This window comes from Stenotrophomonas sp. NPDC078853, assembly GCF_044901215.1.
Lineage (GTDB): Bacteria > Pseudomonadota > Gammaproteobacteria > Xanthomonadales > Xanthomonadaceae > Stenotrophomonas > Stenotrophomonas lacuserhaii.
Genome location: NZ_JBJDOQ010000012.1, coordinates 23,228 through 42,043, shown reverse-complemented (window position 1 = coordinate 42,043; position 18,816 = coordinate 23,228). Strand labels below are relative to the sequence as shown.

Annotated in this window: 25 protein-coding genes; 9 read left to right on the top strand and 16 right to left on the bottom strand. The window is 64.0% G+C overall.

Annotated elements, in window-relative coordinates; genetic code table 11:
- Positions 1-130: 130 nt before the first annotated feature.
- The 6 genes from ACI2JH_RS12895 to ACI2JH_RS12870 all read right to left on the bottom strand — a co-directional run bounded on the left by ACI2JH_RS12895 (position 131) and on the right by ACI2JH_RS12870 (position 2,297).
- Positions 131-640, bottom strand: a complete 510-nt coding sequence (locus ACI2JH_RS12895; protein WP_404736388.1) for a hypothetical protein — start codon at positions 638-640, stop codon at positions 131-133.
- On the bottom strand, positions 633-857 hold the full coding sequence (locus ACI2JH_RS12890) for a hypothetical protein (protein WP_404736387.1): 225 nt from the start codon (positions 855-857) through the stop codon (positions 633-635). The genes ACI2JH_RS12895 and ACI2JH_RS12890 overlap by 8 nt, the downstream gene beginning before the upstream one ends.
- A gap of 283 nt (positions 858-1,140) precedes the next feature.
- Complete coding sequence (locus ACI2JH_RS12885; protein WP_404736386.1) at positions 1,141-1,353, bottom strand: hypothetical protein; 213 nt, start codon at positions 1,351-1,353, stop codon at positions 1,141-1,143.
- A gap of 1 nt (position 1,354) precedes the next feature.
- Complete coding sequence (locus ACI2JH_RS12880) at positions 1,355-1,609, bottom strand: hypothetical protein (RefSeq protein ID WP_404736385.1); 255 nt, start codon at positions 1,607-1,609, stop codon at positions 1,355-1,357.
- Positions 1,606-1,992 carry a hypothetical protein gene (locus ACI2JH_RS12875; RefSeq protein ID WP_404736384.1) on the bottom strand — a complete coding sequence of 129 codons (387 nt, stop codon included), beginning with the start codon at positions 1,990-1,992 and terminating at the stop codon, positions 1,606-1,608. Before ACI2JH_RS12875 ends, ACI2JH_RS12880 begins: the two co-directional genes overlap by 4 nt.
- A 98-nt stretch (positions 1,993-2,090) precedes the next feature.
- A complete protein-coding gene (locus ACI2JH_RS12870) occupies positions 2,091-2,297 on the bottom strand; it encodes a helix-turn-helix domain-containing protein (protein ID WP_404736383.1) in 207 nt (68 codons plus the stop codon).
- A 95-nt stretch (positions 2,298-2,392) separates the two neighbouring features.
- Between ACI2JH_RS12870 and ACI2JH_RS12865 the strand changes: the two genes are divergently transcribed.
- Positions 2,393-2,857: an Arc family DNA-binding protein gene (locus tag ACI2JH_RS12865; RefSeq protein ID WP_404736382.1), complete on the top strand. Its 465-nt coding sequence runs from the start codon at positions 2,393-2,395 to the stop codon at positions 2,855-2,857.
- A gap of 2 nt (positions 2,858-2,859) precedes the next feature.
- Here the strand turns inward: ACI2JH_RS12865 and ACI2JH_RS12860 are convergent, their stop codons facing one another.
- Positions 2,860-4,044 (bottom strand): integrase arm-type DNA-binding domain-containing protein, encoded by a 1,185-nt coding sequence (locus ACI2JH_RS12860; protein ID WP_404736381.1) that lies wholly within the window; start codon positions 4,042-4,044, stop codon positions 2,860-2,862.
- 715 nt (positions 4,045-4,759) lie between these two features.
- Here ACI2JH_RS12860 and ACI2JH_RS12855 point away from each other — a divergent pair.
- From ACI2JH_RS12855 to ACI2JH_RS12845, 3 genes are all read left to right on the top strand, one after another.
- Positions 4,760-5,566: a type I restriction enzyme HsdR N-terminal domain-containing protein gene (locus tag ACI2JH_RS12855; protein WP_404736380.1), complete on the top strand. Its 807-nt coding sequence runs from the start codon at positions 4,760-4,762 to the stop codon at positions 5,564-5,566.
- 171 nt (positions 5,567-5,737) lie between these two features.
- Positions 5,738-6,154, top strand: coding sequence for a BLUF domain-containing protein (locus ACI2JH_RS12850; RefSeq protein WP_319274512.1), 417 nt, complete (start codon positions 5,738-5,740; stop codon positions 6,152-6,154).
- A gap of 150 nt (positions 6,155-6,304) precedes the next feature.
- Positions 6,305-6,778, top strand: a complete 474-nt coding sequence (locus tag ACI2JH_RS12845) for a hypothetical protein (RefSeq protein WP_404736379.1) — start codon at positions 6,305-6,307, stop codon at positions 6,776-6,778.
- A 154-nt stretch (positions 6,779-6,932) separates the two neighbouring features.
- On the opposite strand, the gene ACI2JH_RS12840 is transcribed toward ACI2JH_RS12845, so the two are convergent.
- The 3 genes from ACI2JH_RS12840 to ACI2JH_RS12830 all read right to left on the bottom strand — a co-directional run bounded on the left by ACI2JH_RS12840 (position 6,933) and on the right by ACI2JH_RS12830 (position 8,809).
- Positions 6,933-7,238: a hypothetical protein gene (locus ACI2JH_RS12840; RefSeq protein ID WP_101098773.1), complete on the bottom strand. Its 306-nt coding sequence runs from the start codon at positions 7,236-7,238 to the stop codon at positions 6,933-6,935.
- Positions 7,235-7,645, bottom strand: coding sequence for a hypothetical protein (locus ACI2JH_RS12835; protein ID WP_191770662.1), 411 nt, complete (start codon positions 7,643-7,645; stop codon positions 7,235-7,237). The genes ACI2JH_RS12840 and ACI2JH_RS12835 overlap by 4 nt, the downstream gene beginning before the upstream one ends.
- Positions 7,646-8,050: 405 nt before the next feature.
- Positions 8,051-8,809, bottom strand: a complete 759-nt coding sequence (locus tag ACI2JH_RS12830; protein WP_404736378.1) for a hypothetical protein — start codon at positions 8,807-8,809, stop codon at positions 8,051-8,053.
- Positions 8,810-9,232: 423 nt separating this feature from the next.
- Between ACI2JH_RS12830 and ACI2JH_RS12825 the strand changes: the two genes are divergently transcribed.
- Positions 9,233-9,397, top strand: coding sequence for a hypothetical protein (locus ACI2JH_RS12825; protein ID WP_404736377.1), 165 nt, complete (start codon positions 9,233-9,235; stop codon positions 9,395-9,397).
- A 247-nt stretch (positions 9,398-9,644) separates the two neighbouring features.
- Here the strand turns inward: ACI2JH_RS12825 and ACI2JH_RS12820 are convergent, their stop codons facing one another.
- The gene (locus ACI2JH_RS12820; protein ID WP_404736376.1) at positions 9,645-10,547 is read right to left on the bottom strand and encodes a cupin domain-containing protein; all 903 of its coding nucleotides are present in this window, start codon (positions 10,545-10,547) and stop codon (positions 9,645-9,647) included.
- A 97-nt stretch (positions 10,548-10,644) separates the two neighbouring features.
- Here ACI2JH_RS12820 and ACI2JH_RS12815 point away from each other — a divergent pair, with 97 nt between their 5' ends.
- On the top strand, positions 10,645-11,394 hold the full coding sequence (locus tag ACI2JH_RS12815) for an SDR family oxidoreductase (protein WP_404736375.1): 750 nt from the start codon (positions 10,645-10,647) through the stop codon (positions 11,392-11,394).
- 75 nt (positions 11,395-11,469) lie between these two features.
- On the opposite strand, the gene ACI2JH_RS12810 is transcribed toward ACI2JH_RS12815, so the two are convergent.
- From ACI2JH_RS12810 to ACI2JH_RS12795, 4 genes are all read right to left on the bottom strand, one after another.
- Complete coding sequence (locus ACI2JH_RS12810) at positions 11,470-12,558, bottom strand: DUF5694 domain-containing protein (RefSeq protein WP_404736374.1); 1,089 nt, start codon at positions 12,556-12,558, stop codon at positions 11,470-11,472.
- Positions 12,559-12,713: 155 nt separating this feature from the next.
- Positions 12,714-14,375: a hypothetical protein gene (locus ACI2JH_RS12805; RefSeq protein ID WP_404736373.1), complete on the bottom strand. Its 1,662-nt coding sequence runs from the start codon at positions 14,373-14,375 to the stop codon at positions 12,714-12,716.
- A gap of 53 nt (positions 14,376-14,428) precedes the next feature.
- Entirely contained in the window at positions 14,429-15,373 is a 945-nt protein-coding gene (locus ACI2JH_RS12800) for a hypothetical protein (RefSeq protein WP_404736372.1), read from the bottom strand.
- 140 nt (positions 15,374-15,513) lie between these two features.
- The gene (locus ACI2JH_RS12795; RefSeq protein WP_404736371.1) at positions 15,514-15,843 is read right to left on the bottom strand and encodes a nuclear transport factor 2 family protein; all 330 of its coding nucleotides are present in this window, start codon (positions 15,841-15,843) and stop codon (positions 15,514-15,516) included.
- Between the two features lie 99 nt (positions 15,844-15,942).
- On the opposite strand from ACI2JH_RS12795, the gene ACI2JH_RS12790 reads away from it, so the two are divergent.
- The 3 genes from ACI2JH_RS12790 (at position 15,943) to ACI2JH_RS12780 (ending at position 18,063) form a co-directional block, all read left to right on the top strand.
- Positions 15,943-16,866 carry a LysR family transcriptional regulator gene (locus ACI2JH_RS12790; RefSeq protein ID WP_101098784.1) on the top strand — a complete coding sequence of 308 codons (924 nt, stop codon included), beginning with the start codon at positions 15,943-15,945 and terminating at the stop codon, positions 16,864-16,866.
- A gap of 166 nt (positions 16,867-17,032) precedes the next feature.
- Positions 17,033-17,944 carry a lysophospholipase gene (locus tag ACI2JH_RS12785; protein ID WP_404736370.1) on the top strand — a complete coding sequence of 304 codons (912 nt, stop codon included), beginning with the start codon at positions 17,033-17,035 and terminating at the stop codon, positions 17,942-17,944.
- Positions 17,941-18,063 carry a hypothetical protein gene (locus ACI2JH_RS12780; protein WP_404736369.1) on the top strand — a complete coding sequence of 41 codons (123 nt, stop codon included), beginning with the start codon at positions 17,941-17,943 and terminating at the stop codon, positions 18,061-18,063. Before ACI2JH_RS12785 ends, ACI2JH_RS12780 begins: the two co-directional genes overlap by 4 nt.
- Before the next feature lie 303 nt (positions 18,064-18,366).
- On the opposite strand, the gene ACI2JH_RS12775 is transcribed toward ACI2JH_RS12780, so the two are convergent.
- On the bottom strand, positions 18,367-18,783 hold the full coding sequence (locus tag ACI2JH_RS12775) for a hypothetical protein (protein WP_404736368.1): 417 nt from the start codon (positions 18,781-18,783) through the stop codon (positions 18,367-18,369).
- Positions 18,784-18,816: the final 33 nt, after the last annotated feature.

Here is an 18,816-nt window from a genome sequence, read left to right as displayed (position 1 = left end):
AACAACGGGCGTCCGCTCCGCTACCGCCTGGTAGTAGTTATCTGTGCACTCACCCTGAGTACGGTTTTGCCCTAGAACTGGCCTTGACCGTACTCGCAGTGAGTACGCTTTCGTTAGATTCTCGTTACGCTTATGCATGACCGTACTCACCTTGAGTGCGGTGCGTACTCGCCTTGAGTACCGTGTTTTTTTGGCATTCTTCGGCATCTGGCCTCCAGCGCATGTAGCTCTTCTTTGCGTCCACGTCACCGCCATCCGGGCCGACGTTGGTGAGCAGGAAGGAGCGAGCGCGTCCGGTGCCTGTCTTCTGATCGAAGCTCCCGGCCTTGGCTTCCTCGATCCAGCCTCGCTCCTCGAGTGCGGAAAACGCCGCCTGGACCTTCGCTTGGCCCACGTTGCCCAGGCGCCGGCGCGCTTCCCGCACGCTGAGAAACACCTCGTTTCCGGTAGCTGGCCGATACAGCGCGCGTAGCTCCACCAGCAGCGCACGGGCATCAGGGTTGAGGGTTCGATATGCAGGGCAATCCAGCTCCCAAGCGTAGATACGGACATGGGGGGAGACGGGCACATAGACGCTGCTGCTACGCCCTGTCGCCCGCGCGCGCCGCTTGGCCTGTTTGCGGGCTTCTCGCTCACTCATCAGCCTCCCCTACGATCACGATCCTCACCTTCTTGCCCAGGTAGTGCTTCGGCAGGACGGTGAAGGGGATACAGGCGCCAACCTGGGAGCGATGGATGACTTCGACCGTCACGCCCTCCCGGTACTGCTTGGCGATGCGCACTGCCGCTTGCAGCGCCTCGCCATGCCCGGGCATGTCCTGCAGGTCGAACCTGGCTAGCCTCAGTGAATCAAACATGTCTCGGTTCATCGGACAGCCCTCACTTCGATTGTGGCCACCAGCTCGCGTACGGCGCGGAACCAGCCCTCCCCAGCGCGCGAGGCGCGGATCAACACCCACTCCCTGACGCGCGCCTCAGGCGGCCGGCCGCGGTGGTCCAAGGCGCACGATCCGCACAGGACGTAGGGCAGGGACGCCCAGCCGTATTCCCGCTCCACGCGGTGATATGTGCCGAACACCGGCAGCAGCGGGCGCGCGCAGCAGTCACACGCCACGGGGTCCAGGCGAGGGGCACGGCCGATCATGGCCGCACCTGCTCGGACTGCACTACGTCCTGCCAGCGGCGGAGGAAGCGATACGCGGTGCCCCTGCTCATCTGGAAGCGCTCCATCAGGTCACGGTAGGTGGGCGGCTGCCGGCGCGACTGCATCCACGCCGCGAAGCACAGCGCGAATTCGATGTGGCCTACGGCGCCCGGTGGACGCTCGTACTGCGGTCTGCGTTGAATCGCCATGTCAGGCCTCCAGTGCGGTGCGCAGCGCGCGTTCCAGCCGCTCCGCGACCTCGATGAACTGTTCCGTCACCCGGCGGTGCTCGTCGGCCATTGCCCTGAACCGGTCTGCGTGCTGCTGCAGCTCTGCGCGGTGGGACGCCTGGCTCGCCATGTACTCGATTGCCTTGGGATCGATGGCGCGGAACACCTCCATCGCCTGGTCGACGGTCTTGGCCGGGGTCTGCTGCTTGCCGCTGCGCTTCGGGAAAACTCTCATGCCCGGCCTCCCTTGGTGCCCCAGCAGTCCATCGTGTTGTCGCGGAGATCTCCCATCGTCAGGCTGGCTTCTTCGAACAGGCACTGGAACGCGCAGTGCAGCCCCTCCTGCTGGGTGGGCGAGAACCGCAGGCCCGGCACGTGATCGGCCTCGAGGCCCGCATTGAAGGAGATAGTCAGCAGCTCATGGATCGCGCCCATCGATTGCAGCGCGCGGTCCACCCGGGCCAGCCGGTTCTCGATTGCGGGGCGCAGCCCGATCTCCTCCCAGTGGGCATCCGACCAGTGCTGGTGGCGGAAGTAGGGGCTGTCAGGGATTTCTGAACCCGGGGTGGGGGTTTGCCCGATGGATTTGCCGGGGCTTTGCTGTACAGTTCGCTTCATGGTCTCGTTCCTTGGTGGGTTCGATGGCTTCTCGGCTCGATCCGGCTGCAACCGGGCGGGCCGTTTCTATTTCAGGGGCGCTGGACATGGCATACCCCTCAAGCGGCGGCACCGCCGGTCGCTTCTTTCTCTCTGGCTTCGATGAACTCGCGCAGCGCGCGTGCCGAAACCATGCGGCGCCGACCGACCTTGAACGTCTTGATCTGGTTCTTGGAGATGGCCCCGTAGAACGCGGTCCGGTTGAGCCCAGTCACCGCGCAGGCTTCATCGGTCGTGTAGCTAAGGCGCTCTTTCTGGTCGTTCATGTCGCTCCTTGTGTAAGGACCAAAATGGTCCGTTACACGCAGTGGACCATATTGGTCCGTTGCGGTCAAGGACCAAAAAGGTCCATCATTCCGCCATGAATATTCCAGATGCCCAGTTCAAGCTTCGCCTGCCTGCCACCCTCAAGGAGCGGCTCGATGAGTCGGCCGAGAGGTCGGGCCGTTCGTTGTCAGCGGAAATTGTTCATCGGCTTGAGCGGTCGTTTGAGGATCAAGGCCGGGCGCCAGGCGTTCTCGGGCTTCGGGCCGAGTTGGCGGCGCAACGTGAAATCAACGAGGCCACCGCCGAAATGCTCGCCCGGGCGGTGACGCGCTTGGACTCAATGCGCGACGAAGACGGCCCCGGCCCATATCCTGGCCAGGAGGCGGGCACTTCGGTACACGAGGCACTGGCGGACACGGAACAGGCCTTGGTGGTGTTCCGGCAGCTGGTTGATAGCGCGACGCTGCTTCTATCGGAGCTGGCCATCGCGGAAGCGCACGGGCGCCCGGTGGATGTGGAAGCGTTCGCCGAACGAGCCCGACAAGCGGGTGTGCTGTAGCGCTACAGGAACTGCACCTGCGCCAGCTTGTCGCGCGCAGCGCCCTGCACCAGGTGCCCGTAGTGCTTCTCGATCATCGCCAGTGACGTGCCGGCCAGTTTCGCCACGGTCAGCAGGTCCATGCCGCCCACGATGGCGTCCGTGATCCAGCAGTGCCGCAGGGTGTAGAGCGTGACGCCGGCGGGCAGCCCAGCGCGCGCAGCGGCCTCTCTGACGGGATCGCTCCAGGCATCCGCCGTCCAAGCCTTCCCGCCGTCCTGGGTGAACAGGTGCGCCTTGGGGAGCTTCCCCTTGGCCAGCCGGTCGAACATGGCGCCGGCGGAAGGGGAGAGCGGAATCTTGCGGTCGTGGTCCTTGCTGCGGAACCGAACACTCGCGGTGCGGCCGTCATAGTCGGACCGCAGGCAGATGGCGGGATCGCCCGGCCTGCAGCCAGTGAGAGCAACGCACTCGATCAGGTCGCGCACCGGCCCCACAGCGGCGTCCAGCAGCGCGCGGCGCTGTTCCCGCTCCAGATACAGCCCTCGGCGCTGGCCGGCGTCCTTGAGCGGCTTCACGGCGTTCCACTCGAAGGCCAGGTCGGGGGAGACCTTGCGGCGCGCCACGGCATGATTCAGCGCGGCCACCAGCGTTGTGCGGATCCGGTTGATGCTGGATCGCGCCAAGGGCTTCGCCACCGGTGGCCGGCCTCGCTTCGCCGGCAGCGGTGCGAGGTCTCCTTTCTCCACGCGATCGCGCCATGCCTCGATGTGATCCTGGTGGAGATCCTTGAGGCGCACCTTGCCCAGCTTGTCGGCGTACAGGCACCGTTCGAACCGGCGATCAGCGTCGGCCGCGGTGGTGGCACGGCCGTCCTTCTTGAGGGCGGCCACATAGTCGCGGCAGGCGTCAGCCACGGTGAGCTCGCTCTTGGGAGTGACCACGGCCGCCGGGGCGCCATGCTTGTCGATCTCGGAGGATAGGCGGCGGGCAGCCTCGCGGGCACCCTCCAGCGTGGTCGCCGGGTAGCTGGCGAAAGCCTTCTCCTGACCTCGGCCCCACACCATCGCCCACGACTTGGCGCCGGTGGCGGACACGCGCAGCACCAGGCCCGGAACCGTCGCGTCCCGCAAGCGATAGAGCTTGCCTGTGGTCTTCGCCGCGTCTACCGCTTTCCGGGTCAGCGGCTCTCTCGTTACCTTCGGCATCACCTTGCTCCTGCAAATATCCTGCAAAAAGCAGTGTGTGGCCAAATTCACCCGGACGCAATGAGACGGAAAAACAAGGGCTTGCGGGGCTGACCCTTGTGGCGCAAGGCCCTATCTCGTCCTTCACACGGCAAGGGTCACAAGTTCGAACCTTGTACCGCCCACCATGATCAAGTTGAAAAAGCCTCCGGAAACGGGGGCTTTTTTGCGTTATTCGCCATCCCCGGACTCTGCTTGATGATTGACATCGTTTTCGTCGACGTCATTGGCGATGCTGCGCGCCCGCAGGAGGGTTACATATGGGAAGCGCATTCGCGTCGGAGCCGCGTTTCTGCGGCGGCTTTGGCTGCGCTGGAAGCTGGATGATATGGCGCGGACCTGTGGGTCGTCGATGCATCGAGAGAGGCTGCTCGCCAGTGATGTGGCCGCGTGTTTCTACTGCTTCGAGCAATTCGCGCCCAGCGCCATCCACGAATGGTGCGACGGGGAAGGGCAGGATCAGACCGCGCTGTGTCCGCAGTGTGGGGTGGATGCGGTCGTGGGCTTCGACGGGATGGTGGATGCGGCCTGGTTGAGGACGGCGCATCAAATCGGGTTTGGGTAGACACAGTGACAGACGACCGGCAGCCTTCCTATGCCGCAGCTCAAAGGGCGCATTGCGCCAGGTCTGCTGACGCGCCACTATGCGGCTACTACCAACGGATGGGGAGTAGGCATGCTAAAGATTCCGAAGAAGGTCTTGGAAAGATGGCCGGCGACGGTCAAATCATTGGTAGCGGTGGCAATCTCCCACAAAACCAAGGATGTGTCCGAAGCGGATACGGTAACGCTGGTCAAAGACATGCTTGCAGAGGTATTTGGCTATGACAAATACAACGAGCTGACCAGTGAGCAGCAGATCAGGGGAACCTTCTGCGATCTTGCGGTCAAGATTGACGGTAAGATTCGCATCCTCATTGAGGTCAAAGCTGCCGCCTTGGCTCTGAACGAAACGCACCTCAGGCAAGCGATCAATTATGGGGCCCATGAAGGCATCGAGTGGATCGTACTAACTAATGCGTTGGAATGGCGCCTGTATCGGATCAAGTTCGGCCAGCCCATCGAATACGAACTTGTCTCCTCTTTCTGCATCGCAGACATTAATCTGAAAAACGAAGAGGATCAGCGTCGTCTTTTCCTTCTTTGCCGTGAAGGAATCACCTCAGACGCCATGGGTCTCTACCACCAGCACATCTCGGTGCTTAACAAGTTCACGGTGGCACAGGTTGTTCTAGGAGAGCCTGTGGTTTCGATTATTCGTCGTGAGCTTCGACGGCTCTTCCCTGAACTGAAGATCGAGCCAGACGCTATCGCGGATCTGCTCAACAATGAGATACTCAAGCGGGAAGTTTTAGACGGTGACAAAGTTAAGGATGCTCAACATCGCATAAAAAAAGCGATCGCAAAGAATGCAAAGGAAGCATTAAAGAGTGTCCCCAAGGCTTCGGCCGGCACCCAGGTGGAAGGTGCGGGTATTTCTTGACTATATCTCCCTAGCCGTATACGGGGCTGGAATCGGAGTCCAGCGATCAGTGGGTGCACGATCCTCTGGTGATAAGGGCTTTTCCCTATTCAGCTTCCGTCCAAACTATGAACGCGTTCAGCTGTTAAGGTTTCTCCTTGCTTAGTTCGCGCAGAAGCGCAAGGAGGTTTCATGTCCTTGGAAGCTGTGGTGTACACAAGCCGGGTCAGCAAGCGCATCGACCCGCAGGACCTTCAGGCGCTCGTTTCCGATGCCGAAGCGTTCAACCGTGCTGCCGATGTCAGTGGCGTGCTGCTGTTTGACGGCGGCCGGTTCCTTCAGTATCTGGAAGGCCCCGGCGAGGGCGTGGCACAGGCTTACGGGCGCGTGCGCCAAGCTGGGCTGCACACCGGCATTGCCGAGATCGCCAAGGGCGTGACCGGCAAGCGCCTGTTCCGCCATTGGCCGCTGAAGAAGTTCGAAGTGGACAGCATCGTGCTGGGCTCCATCGCCCGCGCGGACTGGTCCGGTTTCGTGCAGGGCAACCGCCGACCCGGCGCGGTGGACCATCTGCTGGACGTAGTAAACGGACGTTTCAGCCACGCCTGACGCTGCGAAGCGCCGTCCGTGCGGTGCCAGGGCACGCAGGACACTTTTAAGCTTGACCAGTGCATGCTCGCGTCATTGAATGTCTTGGCCGGTGCAGCAACAAGCGTCGCACCGGCCACTCGTTCAACACGGAAAAGGATGAAGTACGTGATGAAGAAGCTGCATGCCTGTCTCATCGCAGGCGCCTTGGCCGCGGCCACTGCCGGGGCGGAGGACGCCTCGGCATCATCCCCTCCAATCTCCACCACTTCGACCACGACGAGGATCTACGCGCCGGGATCGCGCGAGGCTGCGTCGATTCATTCCTGGATTCGAAACAACTCTCCAGGCTACGGGCCGTGGGTGCCCGGCGCCGAAGTGAAAGTGACAATCTCCACCGCGTCATCGGGCCCGACCATGCGCACCGCTGCCGAAGCCAGTTCGTCAGTACCACTGCCAGCAAAGGGAAGCCCGGGGCAAGCCATCGGCATCGCGCAGACGAATGCTACGGGAGGCAGGGAGTCCTGGAGCTACACATGGGTCACGGGCGAGGACGCCGCAGCCTTCTGGCAACTCACTGCGTATGACTACAAGAAGGGTGATACAGACCCCGGGATGATCAGCGCAAGCACATCGCCTCGGTGAGCTTGACCCGAGGCGTGTTGCCGGCAGGTCGGCCGGGCAGGGGCGTGACGACCAACGGTCGTCACCCACCAGGGACGGTCGTCACCCACCAAGGACAGTCGTCACCCACCGAGGGCGGTCATCACCCACCCGATGCACCTCACTGCCAATGGAATCAATCAGCGGTAACGCGATCTTCCACCCGCAGCTGCAGGTTCATTGCGCGCATTACACCGAGCACGGTTTCCAGGTACAGCGGGCGGGTGCCGTTCAACTGGCGGCGCAGGGTTACCACGCTCACGCCGCACGCCTGCGCGATGCGTGACATGCCGTGCAGTTCTGCAACCAGCAGCAGGGCGCGCCCGATGCTCGGTTCGTCACATCCCTCCATCCGCATCCGGACGTCCAGGTACTCCGCGCGCTCAGCGTCGCGGGCGGCGGCACTGTTGATCGGCGGGATCTTGAATTCGATATCACTCATGTTGCACTCCGCATGGATTCGATGGATGAGTTCACCAAGGCGCGGCCGGCGGTGATCAGGCCCTCCACCAGGTGATCGCTCAGCACGGCATGCGTGCCGCCGTCCTGCCTGCCCACCTGCACCGAATGCAGGATTTCAAGGATCGCGCTGATGCCCTGCAGCGTGGCGCGCGGCACGGCTACCTTGCTGTGGCGGTCGGCGTAGCTGTCCAGGTCGAACACACGTGCGTCTTTGGGTAAGTCGGGCACCAGCTGCAGATGCACGACGCCTGCCGGATTTTCGCGGGAGTGTTCGAACTCCTCCAGCTTCCTTTCCAGCCGCTCCATGAAGTAAGGCGGAAACTCGTGGATCTCGTCGCCGATTAAGGCGTGCAAGCGTTTGGCACTAAGCGGATTCTGCGATTCCATCGGTCATCCTTCCCAAGGCGTGTGGCCACCTGCGCGGACGCGCGAGGTGGCGGGCGATGCGGGTTGGCATACCGGGGCAAGTTCAAAAAATGGCCGGCGGATCAGGGATCCCCTCACATCGCCCACCATGAAACCGGCACGCGATGCAGTGCATTCTCCGCCGTGCCCAGAGGGCAAAACAGAGCCAAAATTGAACTTGCCGAACAGGATGCCAATCCCGACTGACGCTTCTACGTCGCCAGCATCTACATACCAACAGCCGCAGGCATCCACGTACATGGGCCGATCTTCAAAAGCACAGCGCTCAGTGGACGTCTACGTCACCGCAGGCAGGCAGGGGCGTCACGCCGAACGCATGCTCAGACGTGCACGTGTCGACGATCCGGTAGGCAGCCGATCAAGCCATCACAACGTAGCAGGCTGCGTGTTGAGCAGCTTGCATGCATCGTTGCATTCGGTGGTGTTGAATACAGCAAGCAGGGGTGCAACGAGCGATTCATCTGGATTCGCTACTTGATTGACCTGCTGCTGCACTTTTTGCTGATGTTGCGCACGTGAATGCAGCGATAGCGAGCGAACGGCCATGTCGGCCGCCGGCAATGCCTCGCGCAGGATGGCCTGGCGCTGCAGCAGCGGTGTGTCGGGCGAGGCTACGGTGACGCTCACACGTGCATAGTAGCCAACCAGCAGCTCGGCATGCATGCGCAGGGGCAGCAGATAGTCATCGGTCCGCTTTGCATCTGGCTGTCTTGCCATGGTCGTTCCGCGCAGCGATACGTGCCTGGCGTTGCACTGCAACGCGAACACTTTTGCGTCATTCCACGCCGGCGCCATCTGCTGCAGCAGGGTCCGGTTGGCGCTTTCACCTATCATGTCCGAGGAGACCAGCACGGCGTGTTCGGCGAAGCCACAGATCCGCAGTGCTTGGGTGGGCGTCATGGCGTCCATGCCAACCAGCACATCAGGATTGTTGGCGCTGCGTACTTGGGACGCGATTTCGCTTACTGCAGGTTTCTTGGTAGAAACGGCCATCGCCTTGAGCGTCTTCATGGCCTGGTATTGCCGTACGGCGGCAGGGGTCTGCACCGGCTGGGCGAGCGCCACGAGTGGTGCCAGCAGTAGGCCGGCGAGCAGGGCAGGGCGGAATGAGCGCGAGCTGGTCATGGCGGCTTCCTTGCATGCGGAGATCAGATTCAGGGCACTCTACACGAAGTCAGGTTGGTAACCGATCAAGCGCTGCCGTCTCCGGACCCGTCCGGGCCGAAGCGCTGCACAACCGATCTGCACGCCGCAACGGCTTGCGGCAGGGCCCATTCGATGGCTTGCTGTATTTCCGGCTCCAGCTCGGAGGTTGCGGCTGATCTGCTCAGACGATCTCTAAGTGCCAGTGGCCCGCGATAATCGACCGTGATCGCGTCGAAAGGCCGCACTCAACTAACGTTTCCCATTGATATGAATAGTGTCAGCACTGCCCCGCCATAACAGGCGAGCAACGCCGCACTTACCAACCGCCGCCTATTTTCGGCAAGCGCAACCGACAAAATTGTACAGATCACGGACGCCAGCAATCCCGCAATGAGGAGCTGCATGCCCGCATACATTCTTGGCCCCGCTGAAGAAGTGAAAAGCAGCCAGCCTGAGAGCGCAGCGCAGAGCAATGACAACGCCGCCAGCACGTTCCAAGCCGTTTTCATCCAACGTACTCCAGAGGAAGGCCAGGCTGCACAACGCAGCCGGCAATTAATTTACTGAACGCGTACCGACACGCCCGAGAACGCAGACTCACCACTGCCAATGAAGTAAACCGCATTACCTGCCAAGCCGATGAAGCGGATCGTCTCGACGTTCCCTTGCCGCGTAGAGAACATGTCGTACGATCCGCGCGAGGCCGGACGGCCATCGGCGCCAAACAACGAATTATTCCCTGTGCCACCGTAGCTGAGTACGCTAGTCATTGCGTCATGCCGCTCGTGTCCGATGTGGTGGCTGGTGCCAAACCTTACACCGGCTCCCCAACACGCGCATACCGCGTCGGCGACATTCCCATCTGCCGCGCGAAAGCCACGCTGAAGGTCACCGCGCCCGAATAGCCCACGCGTTCGGCCACCTGTTCCAGACTGAGTTCGCGGGTGCGCAGCAGGCGCTTGGCCAGTGCCATGCGCCAAGTCAGCAGATACTCCATCGGGGCCACGCCGACCACCTTGGTGAACCGCGCCGAGAACGCCGAGCGCGATAGCGCGGCTTGGTCGGCAAGTTCCGCCACGCTCCATCCGTGTTGTGGCCGCGCATGCATCGCACGCAGTGCGACGGCCAGGCGCTCATCGGCCAACCCTCTCACAAGGCCGGTGCCTTCGGCAGGCGTCCCCCGGCTGCGCAATGCCTCGATCAGCAGCACGTCCAGCAGGCGCTCCAGCACCACTTCCCGCGCCGGCCGCCGCGAGCGCGCTTCGTCCCCGACCATCCGCACCAACGCGGTCAGCCGTGCTTCCCCACGCACGTGCACCAGGGCGGGCAGCAGCGCCACCAGCAGCGCGGCATCCGGCGACCCGAACTGGCAGTGCCCGACCTGCATGCGCAGGTCCACCGGTCCGTGCTGGCGGCCGATGCGGAAATGGTCCTCGCCGAGCTGCGTGGGCAGCGTAGCGGGCAGGTCCGGCGCCGCATCCAGGCTGGCGGTCACCAGCGCGTGCACGGCCGGTATCAGCACGAAGTCGCCGGCCTGCAGCCTGATGGGCGCGCCTCCGTCGATCATCAGCTGGCAGCCACCTTCCAGCACGGCGGCGTAGAACGGTTCACCCGGAATGTCGCGTCGAATGCACCATTCACCCGCCCCCTCCACCCGCTTGGAGTAGCGCGCAGTCGGCTGCAACAGGGCGACAACCTCGGACAGGGGATCGGACATGGCAGGACGATCAGAGAGGTTATATGGACGCTGGAGTGTAGCGCGTCCTGCGGACGGGACCGACCATGGACACCTGTTCCCACGTAGAGGTTTGCTGATGTCGACTGTGATGATTACCGGCTGTTCCTCCGGCTTCGGGTTGGAAACCGCCCGTCTGTTCCTGGCACGCGGGTGGGATGTGGTGGCCACCATGCGCACCCCCGACGCCGAGCTGCTGCCTGCTTCCGATCGCCTCCGTGTGCTGGCACTGGATATCACCGATGCTGACAGCATCGCACGCGCCATTGAGCAGGCCGGGCCACTCGAGGCGCTGGTGAACAACGCCGGCTTCGGTGCGCCTGTGCCGGTGGAGCTGACGCCGATGGACACCGCACGCGCGCTGTTTGAAACCAACACCCTGGGCACGCTGGCGATGACCCAGGCGGTGCTGCCGCAGCTGCGCGAGCGCGGTGCCGGGGTGATCGTCAACGTGACCTCCTCGGTGACCCTGAAGGCGCTGCCGTTGGTGGGCGTGTACTCGGCCAGCAAGGCCGCGGTGAATGCCTTCACCCAATCACTGGCGATCGAAGTGGAACCCTTCGGCGTGCGGGTGCGGCTGGTGCTGCCGGGGCGCTCGCCGACCACGCGCTTCGGTGCGAATGCGGGCGTGCATCTTGGCGGATTGGAACACCCGGACTACGGACCGATGGTGCAGGGCATCCTGGCAGGTTTCCGCGATACCAGTGGGCCGGACACCGAGGCGCAGGACGTGGCCGAGGCAGTGTGGCGTGCGGTGACCGACCCGGGCACGCCGCTGCGGACGCCGGCCGGCAAGGACGCAGAGGAATGGATGCGCGAGGCAGGGTGAGGCGGCCGATGGTTTGAACTGGGTCAGATAGCGCCCTGCGAATCTCCCATCAGTCTTGGAGCATTGTCGGCAAGCTCAGTGCAGCACGTCCCCGGCATCCACCAGCTGCACGTCGTGCATCAACTGCAGATAGGCTTCGTAATACGGTTTGTGCGATGCGCCGACGATGGCCAGCATGCGCGTGCCGGGCGTCTGCCCGAGCACGTCGCGGATGTTGGCGACCATGCGCAGGTTGCGGGTTTCCCAGTAGCCCACGTAGTTGCGTCCGAATGCCTGCGGCGAAGGCTCCACCAGGGCGGCGCCGAAGTCGGCGTGGAACGCCTGCATCGCCGCTTCCGGGGCGTTGTACGTGCGGTAGATCGCCAGCAGGCCATCGGGCTTGCCCAGGTCGGCGTGCAGTGCAACGTCCGCCTCGGCGCGCGCCTTGTTATACGGGTTGTCCCACGCCTTCATGATCGCCTCGCCGGAGGCCTTTTCCAGTTCCTTGGGCGTGGCCGAATCGGCAGTATGGTCATCCACCGCCCATACCCGTTCCAGGCCGAGCCGTGCGGCGAGCGTAGCCGCCACCAGCAGGGACTCGTCACGACGTTGCAGGCGCTTGTCCAGATAGGCCACCAACTCATCGTTCAAGCCGTCGGCCGCCGTACGTTGCGCCGTCGGCAGCCGCAGCCATTGCACCAGGGCCGAATTGCGCTCACCGGCCGCAAGGAACACGGCGGCCAGGTGGCGTCGCTGCGCTGCAGTCGGCTCGGTGGGCCAAGTGGCCAGCAGACGTTCTGCTTCCGCGTTGGCCGCCGGCACATCCAGTCCGGTGGCGGCCTGCGCCGGGGCAAGGTCCGGGCAGTAGCTGTCGATGCTGTCCACGTAACGGGTAGGGAACCGGCGCATGTAATCGCATTGCATGCCGGATATCGCTTCAACCGCGATCGCGTCCGGTTTCCAGGCTTGAAGGCGCTCCAGCAGAGGCTCCAATTGGGCCGGCGCGAAGGTGTCGGGCAGGGCGGAAAGGTGCGGCGAACCCAGCACCAGCACCTCATTGGGGCGGCCGGCGGGCGGGCCCTTCAGCTGGTCCGGGTGGAAGCTGGGCTGATAGCCGGGGGTGTCGGCCAGCGCGGCTGCGCTGCACAGCCCAAGAATGAACATACTGCCGATGCGCCTGATCATGCTGCCGTCCCCGCAAGGACGGGTGCCTTGCCTGCAGCCGATGGTGGCGCACGTGCGGGGGCAGGGCAAAGCCCCGTTGGTCATTGCAACCTTTACGCCGGCTGCTGCATCGGCCTCTCCATCCACCGCCCGCACGCGTCGCGCACGCCCTCCCATCACTCCCGCATCGGGAAGGTCCATGTCGTGGGCACCGAGCTCCAGCGATAGTGGCGCACCTGCAGCCTGGCGATGGGCCGGGCGGTGGCGATCTCGGTTCGCATCGGCAGGCTGCCGTTCTCCCAGGCCAGTGGCACCTGCGCCAGCCGCGTCGGCTGCGCGGGCTTCAGCGGGGCAATGATCATCTGCTCGGACGGCAACACGTTTCCTTCCTCATCCAGCGGCACGACCACGCTGTACAGGCCGGTCTTCGCCTTCCACGACTGCCTGCCCTGCAGCAGCGTCGCGCGATGGGCAGCGGGGCGCAGCAAGGTGATGTCAGGATTAAGTTTTGAACGCTCACCGGGCTGCAGGATCTCGGTCGTTTCGAATGCATAGACCTCGGCGTCGACGGACATGCGCACCGCTTCGATGCGGCCCAACACATCACGCGGCGCGCCCAGTGGCAGATGGAAGGGGAAGCTCACCTCGTTCTGCGTGACTGAATACTTTTCCGGGAAGAACAGCGTCGGCGTGACCCGTTTGGTCGGCAGTCCGGCGATCTCCGCGCCATCCGAATCCAGCATCACCACGCGATGCAGGCGGGACATCAGGATGCGCTCGTGCTGTCCTTGGCCGGCCGCTGGGTCGCGTTCCAGGCTGGAGCGCGCGCCGATCGCCAGCCAGCGTCCTGCGCCGCCCTCTGCGGGAATCCAGAACGAGCCCATGTACGGCATCAGCGCAGGAAGCGAGGCCGCGCCAACCATGTAGTCCTCCAGCTCGCCGAGCACTGCCGCGCGGTGCGTGTAGGCCGAAGGATCCGGCGCGACGCCGCTGTACGGCGGGCGCTGCAGCGTGTGGTTCACCTGCTCGACATAGCTGACGTAGCTCTCGACATCCTCGCTCATCTGCAGCATCGGGTCGTGCCCGGTATCTGCCAGGTGCACGCGGTGGAGGGAAGCGGGCAGGCCCTTGCTGGCCGCGTAGCGCACTTCCATCCGCAGCTCGATCGGCATGCCATCCCCACGCGCTACCACCAGCCTGCCATCGCCCTGCGCGCCGGGGCCTGCAACGGACAGCTCCATCAGCACCGCCTCCGGGGTGACTTCGATAACCCGAAGGGCCGTCTCGACGCTGCCATGGGGTTCGATCCGCAGCGTTCCCGCCAGCACGTCGCCCACCGCCACGGTGGCGGGCAATCGCACCGGCCGCAGTCCCGCTGCCTGTTGCCGGGCGAGCAATGCCTCAGCCGCGTCGGGTGATTTCCGGGACAGTGCAGACCATGCGCTCTGGTCCGCCGCACGCAGCGCGCCGAACTCTCCAGATCGTGTTGCCTCAGCACTGAAGCCTTCGGCAAGCACGGCCAGTTGTGCCGCGTCGGTAGCATCGCGCGGGTCCAGGTCCATCAGGTAGCTTGCATGACCTGTCGCGTCTCTCTGCTGCGACCAGATGGGCAGGACTCGAAGCTGGCTGCCTGCGCGCGACGCCGGCTGCAATGCCGCTTCGTAATAGCCGGACAGCGTTGTCTCATCGCCTGCATCCGGCCCGCTGCTCACTGCATGGCGCACGTAGTAAACAGACGGCACAGCGGGGTGGGAGTCCACGGTGGCGGCCGACGCGGCGGTGGCAACCATCGCCATCGCCGCCCACGTGATGATGTACAGCCGTTGGAGGAAGTCCATTTGCCCTGCTCTCCATATCCATCGAAAGCGGGGGAGTGTAGCAATGCCGCGGTCTACTGGAGCCGGCTCGCGGGGTGGCCCTTGGCCGACTCCGCTGCCCTCACTTCCCGGTACAGTGCGTCGGTGCGGGCCTGGCCTTCTGCACTCGCGCGGGCATCGGCCTCCTTGTTCTGCCGATCCATTTCCTGGTACTGCGCCCAGACCTCCGGGGTGATCGTCTTGAGCGTGTTGTCAGGACGAAGCTGGATGGAGGCAGGAACGCCCAGGCTGACGGAAAAGTTGCTGAACAGCCATTGCCTGCGTGCGTCCGGCGAGGCATGAAGCAGATCAGGCTCCGCATAGGTGTTCATCGGCAGGTGCTGCTCGGCAAGCGTTTCGTCTGCGGATATCCGGACGAGCCTGACGATGAGTCGCTCCTTCGCCCGCTCCTCGGCGTACAGCGCCACCACATCGCCCTCTATCCAGAGGACCTGCCAGTAGCCGGTGATCGGATGCACCGCGAAGGGATGGGTACGCACCAGGACCAGGTTGCTGGCTTCATCGTACAGCGTACTCCAGCCCGGCGGCGCCGGCACTGGGGAGCAATCAACCGTACTGGTGATGATCTTTTCCAGGGTCGCCTTGCCGCCGTGCGCGGACAGATGGGTTGTCCAGCAGGCCGACCCGTCGCGGGTGCGTGATGCCAGCAGGACGGTGTTGTCGGCAACCACGATGGCATCGGTGTGGACGATCTGCTCGTCCCTGGCATCCGCATCCTGCAGCAGGTCTGCGAATGCCTTGTCTGAAAGCTCCGTGCCATCGACGTACAGCGTGTACGTCGTGTAGTGCTGGTACTCGCTGACGTTGATATCCAACCTCGACTCCGTGACGGCCACCACCTTCAGGCTGTCAGTGGAGAGGACCGTCTTCCGCGTCGTTCCGCCACACCCAGCAGCAAGCAAAGCAGCAGACATCGCCAGCACGGCTGAGCACAGCAGGGATGCGTTCTTGACCATCATGGTGCTGCGTCCTGCAGGGTATGGAAGGCGGGTTTGATGCCGCGCCAAGCATAGCGGTTCCTGGGACGGCTATCGGGCGGCGTGATGTGCGGCTTACGCCGTGGGGATGGTGCGGCCGCCGGCCAGTTGGAGGTCGAAGTTCATGCCGAGATCTCCAGCGTGGCGATCTTGCCGCGTTCCAGGGTGAAGGCGTAACGCAGGTCGATCGGGCTGCCGGGGAAGTCGCCCACCACGTGGCTGGTGACGAAGTAGGTGCGCTCTTTTTTTTCCACTTTGATGGGCGTGGCGGTGTAGCGGTAGCGGTCGGCGGTGTGCGCTTTCCAGGCCTCGATGGCGGCCGGGCCCGTGTGGGTCTTGCCCTCGTCCCGCACCGATCCATCCGGGTTGAAGCAGCGGGCGACGGCACGCCCATCGTTCGCGTCGGCGTTGAAGTAGGCAGTGATCGGCTCGGGCAGGTTCAGGTCTTTCATGGGCAGGCTCCGGTTGAGGACAGGGGCTCAGGATGGCCCGTTCCTGCCGTCAACAGAATCGCCTACTATCTGATCAGGCTATGTAGGAATCAGGGCACAATGCGTGGCTCCGAATTCGCAGAACTCAAAGCATTCGCGGCGGTGGTCGAACGGGCCAGTTTCGCCCGCGCCGCCGACCATCTAGGGCTGTCCCGCTCTGCGCTCAGCCAGATTGTGCGGCAGCTGGAGGCGCGCTTGGGCGTGCGGTTGTTGAACCGCACCACGCGCAGTGTTTCGCCCACCGAGCCCGGACGCCGGCTGCATGAGCGTATCGCCCCGATGCTGCGCGAGATGGATGATGCCGTCGCGCAGGCGCTGGGCAGCACCGCGCGAACTGCAGGAACGCTGCGGATCAACACGCTCAGCATGGCAGCGCACAAGCTCATCGCGCCGCGGCTGGGCCGCTTTGCGCAGGCCCATCCGGATGTCGTGCTCGACATCGTGGTCGATGATGGCTTGAGTGATATTGCCGGCGAGGGCTTCGATGCCGGCATCCGGGTGGGCGGGCGGCTGCAGAAAGACATGATCGCGGTGCGCCTGACACCGGATGTGGAGCTGCTGGCGGTGGCGTCCCCCGACTACCTTGCGCGGCATGGCGAGCCCAAGGTGCCGGCCGATCTGCAGCAGCACGCCTGCATCGGGTGGCGCTACCCGGGCAGTGGCAAGATCGCCGGTTGGGAGTTCCGCAGGAAAGGGAAGAGCGTGGAGTTCGTCCCCGAGGGCAGGGTGCTGTCCAACCACCAGGACATCGTGGTGCCTGCCGCACTGCAGGGGCTGGGGATCCTGTACGCCTACAACGACGACGGCATTGCCGAAGCACTGCGGGATGGGCGATTGAAGCGCGTGCTCGCCGACTGGTCACCCACCGTGCCGGGCCTGTTCCTGTACTACTCCAGCCGTCGCTACCTGCTGCCGGCGCTGCGTGCGTTCATCGATTGTCTGCTTGATCGTGACCTGGGACAGGAGCAGGACATCCAGGCGTAGGTCGCTGCGGGTTGGCATGAAGCATCGATCTGCGTTGGCCGGTGTCGTCCGGGATCTGCGTAGACCCCCTTTGTGGGGTCATCAGTGACGCAGCGTGGCGGACGCCCGAAGGGGCGTTCGTGGGTGTCCGTGACTTCGCTTCCTCCCCCTTCACCGAGGATCTGCCATGGACACTGCCTTCCCTGCTGCTGCAGTACACGCGCCACCGGTTGATGCGCGCATGCCCGGCCCGTCGCGTACCGAAGAGCTCATCGCCGGTGGCGAGGGTGAGCTGTTCATCCGCAGTTGGCGACCGAGTGGACCGTTACGCGCGGTGCTGGTGATCGTGCCGGGATTCAATTCACACAGCGGCCACTACCAGTGGGCCGCCGCGCAGTTCACCGCGATCGGGCTGGCGGTGTACGCCGTCGATCTGCGTGGGCGCGGCAAATCCAGCGGGCTGCGCTTCCATGTGCAGCACTTCGAGGATTACCTGGCGGACGTGCAGTCGGTGATGGACGTGGCGCGGTCGCGCGAGCCGACCGTACCGGTGTTCCTGCTTGGCCATAGTGCCGGCGGGGTGATCGCAAGCGCCTACGCCCTGGAACACCAGGATGAGCTGGCCGGGCTGATCTGCGAAAGCTTTGCCCTGCAGGTTCCCGCACCGGCCCCGGTGCTGGCGCTGGTGCGCTGGCTCAGCGGACCATTCCCGAAGCTGCGGGTGCTGAAGCTGCCTAACAAGGAGTTTTCGCGGATGCCCGATGCGGTCGCCGCGCTTGATGCGGACCCGCTTATCGCGGGGGAGAAGCAGACCGCGCTGACGGTAGCGCAGATGCTGGCAGGCAGCGACCGGCTGCGGCGTGGCTTTCCGACGCTGCGCCTGCCGGTATTGATTGCCCATGGCACCGCCGACAAGGTCACCGTACCCGGTGGCAGCCAACTGTTCCATGACACCGCAGGATCTGCCGACAAGACCCTGCGGCTGTACCCGGAGCACGCGCATGACCTGCTCAACGATGTCGGACGGGAGCAGGTGATGCACGAGTTCAAGCAGTGGATCGAAGCGCGCCTTGCTAGCCCGGACTGGAGACTGCAATGACCCTGCTTCCGCGTTCCTCGTGCCGCACGTCCTTCGCGCTGGTGGTGCTGCTGGCCATCCAGGCCACCGCGCAGGCCGCCGGACCCGCCGCGATCCTGAGCACAGCGAGACCCCGCTGAGCTGGTCGACGGCCGTGAGCGCATCTACTTCGAGCACTTCTGGAACGACCTCGCGGCAGACCGTAGCAAGTCGATCCCGGGGGCCGACCGCCAGTTCTACGCTGCCGACTATGCACGGCCCGGTGGCATGCGCTCCGGCTTCGAATACTTCAGGAACTTCGAGCAGGATGCGAAGGATTTCGCAGGCTTCGCAAAGACAGCGCTGCACATGCCGATGTTGGTATTGTCCGGCGAGATGGCTTGCGCTGATAGCTTTCATGGACCAGCCGCCGGTGCGGCAGAACTGACACCTGCCGAGAGGAATCAGGTGGGCTGGGATTCCGGCCTGCGACCTGCTACCCAGGCAGCGATCCGCTCACGTTGGCCTGGCTCCAGCACGCGGTACGGGATCGGTACCTCCGATTCGCTGAGTTCCATCAACATCGCATGCCGGTACCAGTGCAGCTTCTTCACCGCTGTCCACGAAACCGATTGCGGCCCACCCCGGCTGTGGCGGGTGAAGCCTTGCGCGTCCATTTCAAACCGGCAGCGGCCGACCCGGAAGGACTTCCAGGCGAACAGCCCGAGGGCGAAGGTGCCCAGCATCAGGTTCACGAACAGCAGGTTCCACCAGCGGCGGTTCGTCGGCATGATCGTGGTATGGATATGCTCGCGCAGGAGAGCAAGATACTCGCCGGGATGGTATCGAACCTCGAACTGGAAGGGTGCTGGCGGATCCATGCCTGGCTCCGTTTGGGATGGCTCATCTTCAAT

Excerpts from the sequence above, each read along its gene's own strand:
- ACI2JH_RS12895 (WP_404736388.1), bottom strand. The coding sequence starts at position 640 with ATGAGTGAGCGAGAAGCCCGCAAACAGGCCAAGCGGCGCGCGCGGGCG.
- ACI2JH_RS12890 (WP_404736387.1), bottom strand. The coding sequence starts at position 857 with ATGTTTGATTCACTGAGGCTAGCCAGGTTCGACCTGCAGGACATGCCC.
- ACI2JH_RS12885 (WP_404736386.1), bottom strand. The coding sequence starts at position 1,353 with ATGGCGATTCAACGCAGACCGCAGTACGAGCGTCCACCGGGCGCCGTA.
- ACI2JH_RS12880 (WP_404736385.1), bottom strand. The coding sequence starts at position 1,609 with ATGAGAGTTTTCCCGAAGCGCAGCGGCAAGCAGCAGACCCCGGCCAAG.
- ACI2JH_RS12875 (WP_404736384.1), bottom strand. The coding sequence starts at position 1,992 with ATGAAGCGAACTGTACAGCAAAGCCCCGGCAAATCCATCGGGCAAACC.
- ACI2JH_RS12870 (WP_404736383.1), bottom strand. The coding sequence starts at position 2,297 with ATGAACGACCAGAAAGAGCGCCTTAGCTACACGACCGATGAAGCCTGC.
- ACI2JH_RS12865 (WP_404736382.1), top strand. The coding sequence starts at position 2,393 with ATGAATATTCCAGATGCCCAGTTCAAGCTTCGCCTGCCTGCCACCCTC.
- ACI2JH_RS12860 (WP_404736381.1), bottom strand. The coding sequence starts at position 4,044 with ATGCCGAAGGTAACGAGAGAGCCGCTGACCCGGAAAGCGGTAGACGCG.
- ACI2JH_RS12855 (WP_404736380.1), top strand. The coding sequence starts at position 4,760 with ATGCTAAAGATTCCGAAGAAGGTCTTGGAAAGATGGCCGGCGACGGTC.
- ACI2JH_RS12850 (WP_319274512.1), top strand. The coding sequence starts at position 5,738 with ATGTCCTTGGAAGCTGTGGTGTACACAAGCCGGGTCAGCAAGCGCATC.
- ACI2JH_RS12845 (WP_404736379.1), top strand. The coding sequence starts at position 6,305 with ATGAAGAAGCTGCATGCCTGTCTCATCGCAGGCGCCTTGGCCGCGGCC.
- ACI2JH_RS12840 (WP_101098773.1), bottom strand. The coding sequence starts at position 7,238 with ATGAGTGATATCGAATTCAAGATCCCGCCGATCAACAGTGCCGCCGCC.
- ACI2JH_RS12835 (WP_191770662.1), bottom strand. The coding sequence starts at position 7,645 with ATGGAATCGCAGAATCCGCTTAGTGCCAAACGCTTGCACGCCTTAATC.
- ACI2JH_RS12830 (WP_404736378.1), bottom strand. The coding sequence starts at position 8,809 with ATGACCAGCTCGCGCTCATTCCGCCCTGCCCTGCTCGCCGGCCTACTG.
- ACI2JH_RS12825 (WP_404736377.1), top strand. The coding sequence starts at position 9,233 with ATGCCCGCATACATTCTTGGCCCCGCTGAAGAAGTGAAAAGCAGCCAG.
- ACI2JH_RS12820 (WP_404736376.1), bottom strand. The coding sequence starts at position 10,547 with ATGTCCGATCCCCTGTCCGAGGTTGTCGCCCTGTTGCAGCCGACTGCG.
- ACI2JH_RS12815 (WP_404736375.1), top strand. The coding sequence starts at position 10,645 with ATGTCGACTGTGATGATTACCGGCTGTTCCTCCGGCTTCGGGTTGGAA.
- ACI2JH_RS12810 (WP_404736374.1), bottom strand. The coding sequence starts at position 12,558 with ATGATCAGGCGCATCGGCAGTATGTTCATTCTTGGGCTGTGCAGCGCA.
- ACI2JH_RS12805 (WP_404736373.1), bottom strand. The coding sequence starts at position 14,375 with ATGGACTTCCTCCAACGGCTGTACATCATCACGTGGGCGGCGATGGCG.
- ACI2JH_RS12800 (WP_404736372.1), bottom strand. The coding sequence starts at position 15,373 with ATGATGGTCAAGAACGCATCCCTGCTGTGCTCAGCCGTGCTGGCGATG.
- ACI2JH_RS12795 (WP_404736371.1), bottom strand. The coding sequence starts at position 15,843 with ATGAAAGACCTGAACCTGCCCGAGCCGATCACTGCCTACTTCAACGCC.
- ACI2JH_RS12790 (WP_101098784.1), top strand. The coding sequence starts at position 15,943 with ATGCGTGGCTCCGAATTCGCAGAACTCAAAGCATTCGCGGCGGTGGTC.
- ACI2JH_RS12785 (WP_404736370.1), top strand. The coding sequence starts at position 17,033 with ATGGACACTGCCTTCCCTGCTGCTGCAGTACACGCGCCACCGGTTGAT.
- ACI2JH_RS12780 (WP_404736369.1), top strand. The coding sequence starts at position 17,941 with ATGACCCTGCTTCCGCGTTCCTCGTGCCGCACGTCCTTCGCGCTGGTG.
- ACI2JH_RS12775 (WP_404736368.1), bottom strand. The coding sequence starts at position 18,783 with ATGGATCCGCCAGCACCCTTCCAGTTCGAGGTTCGATACCATCCCGGC.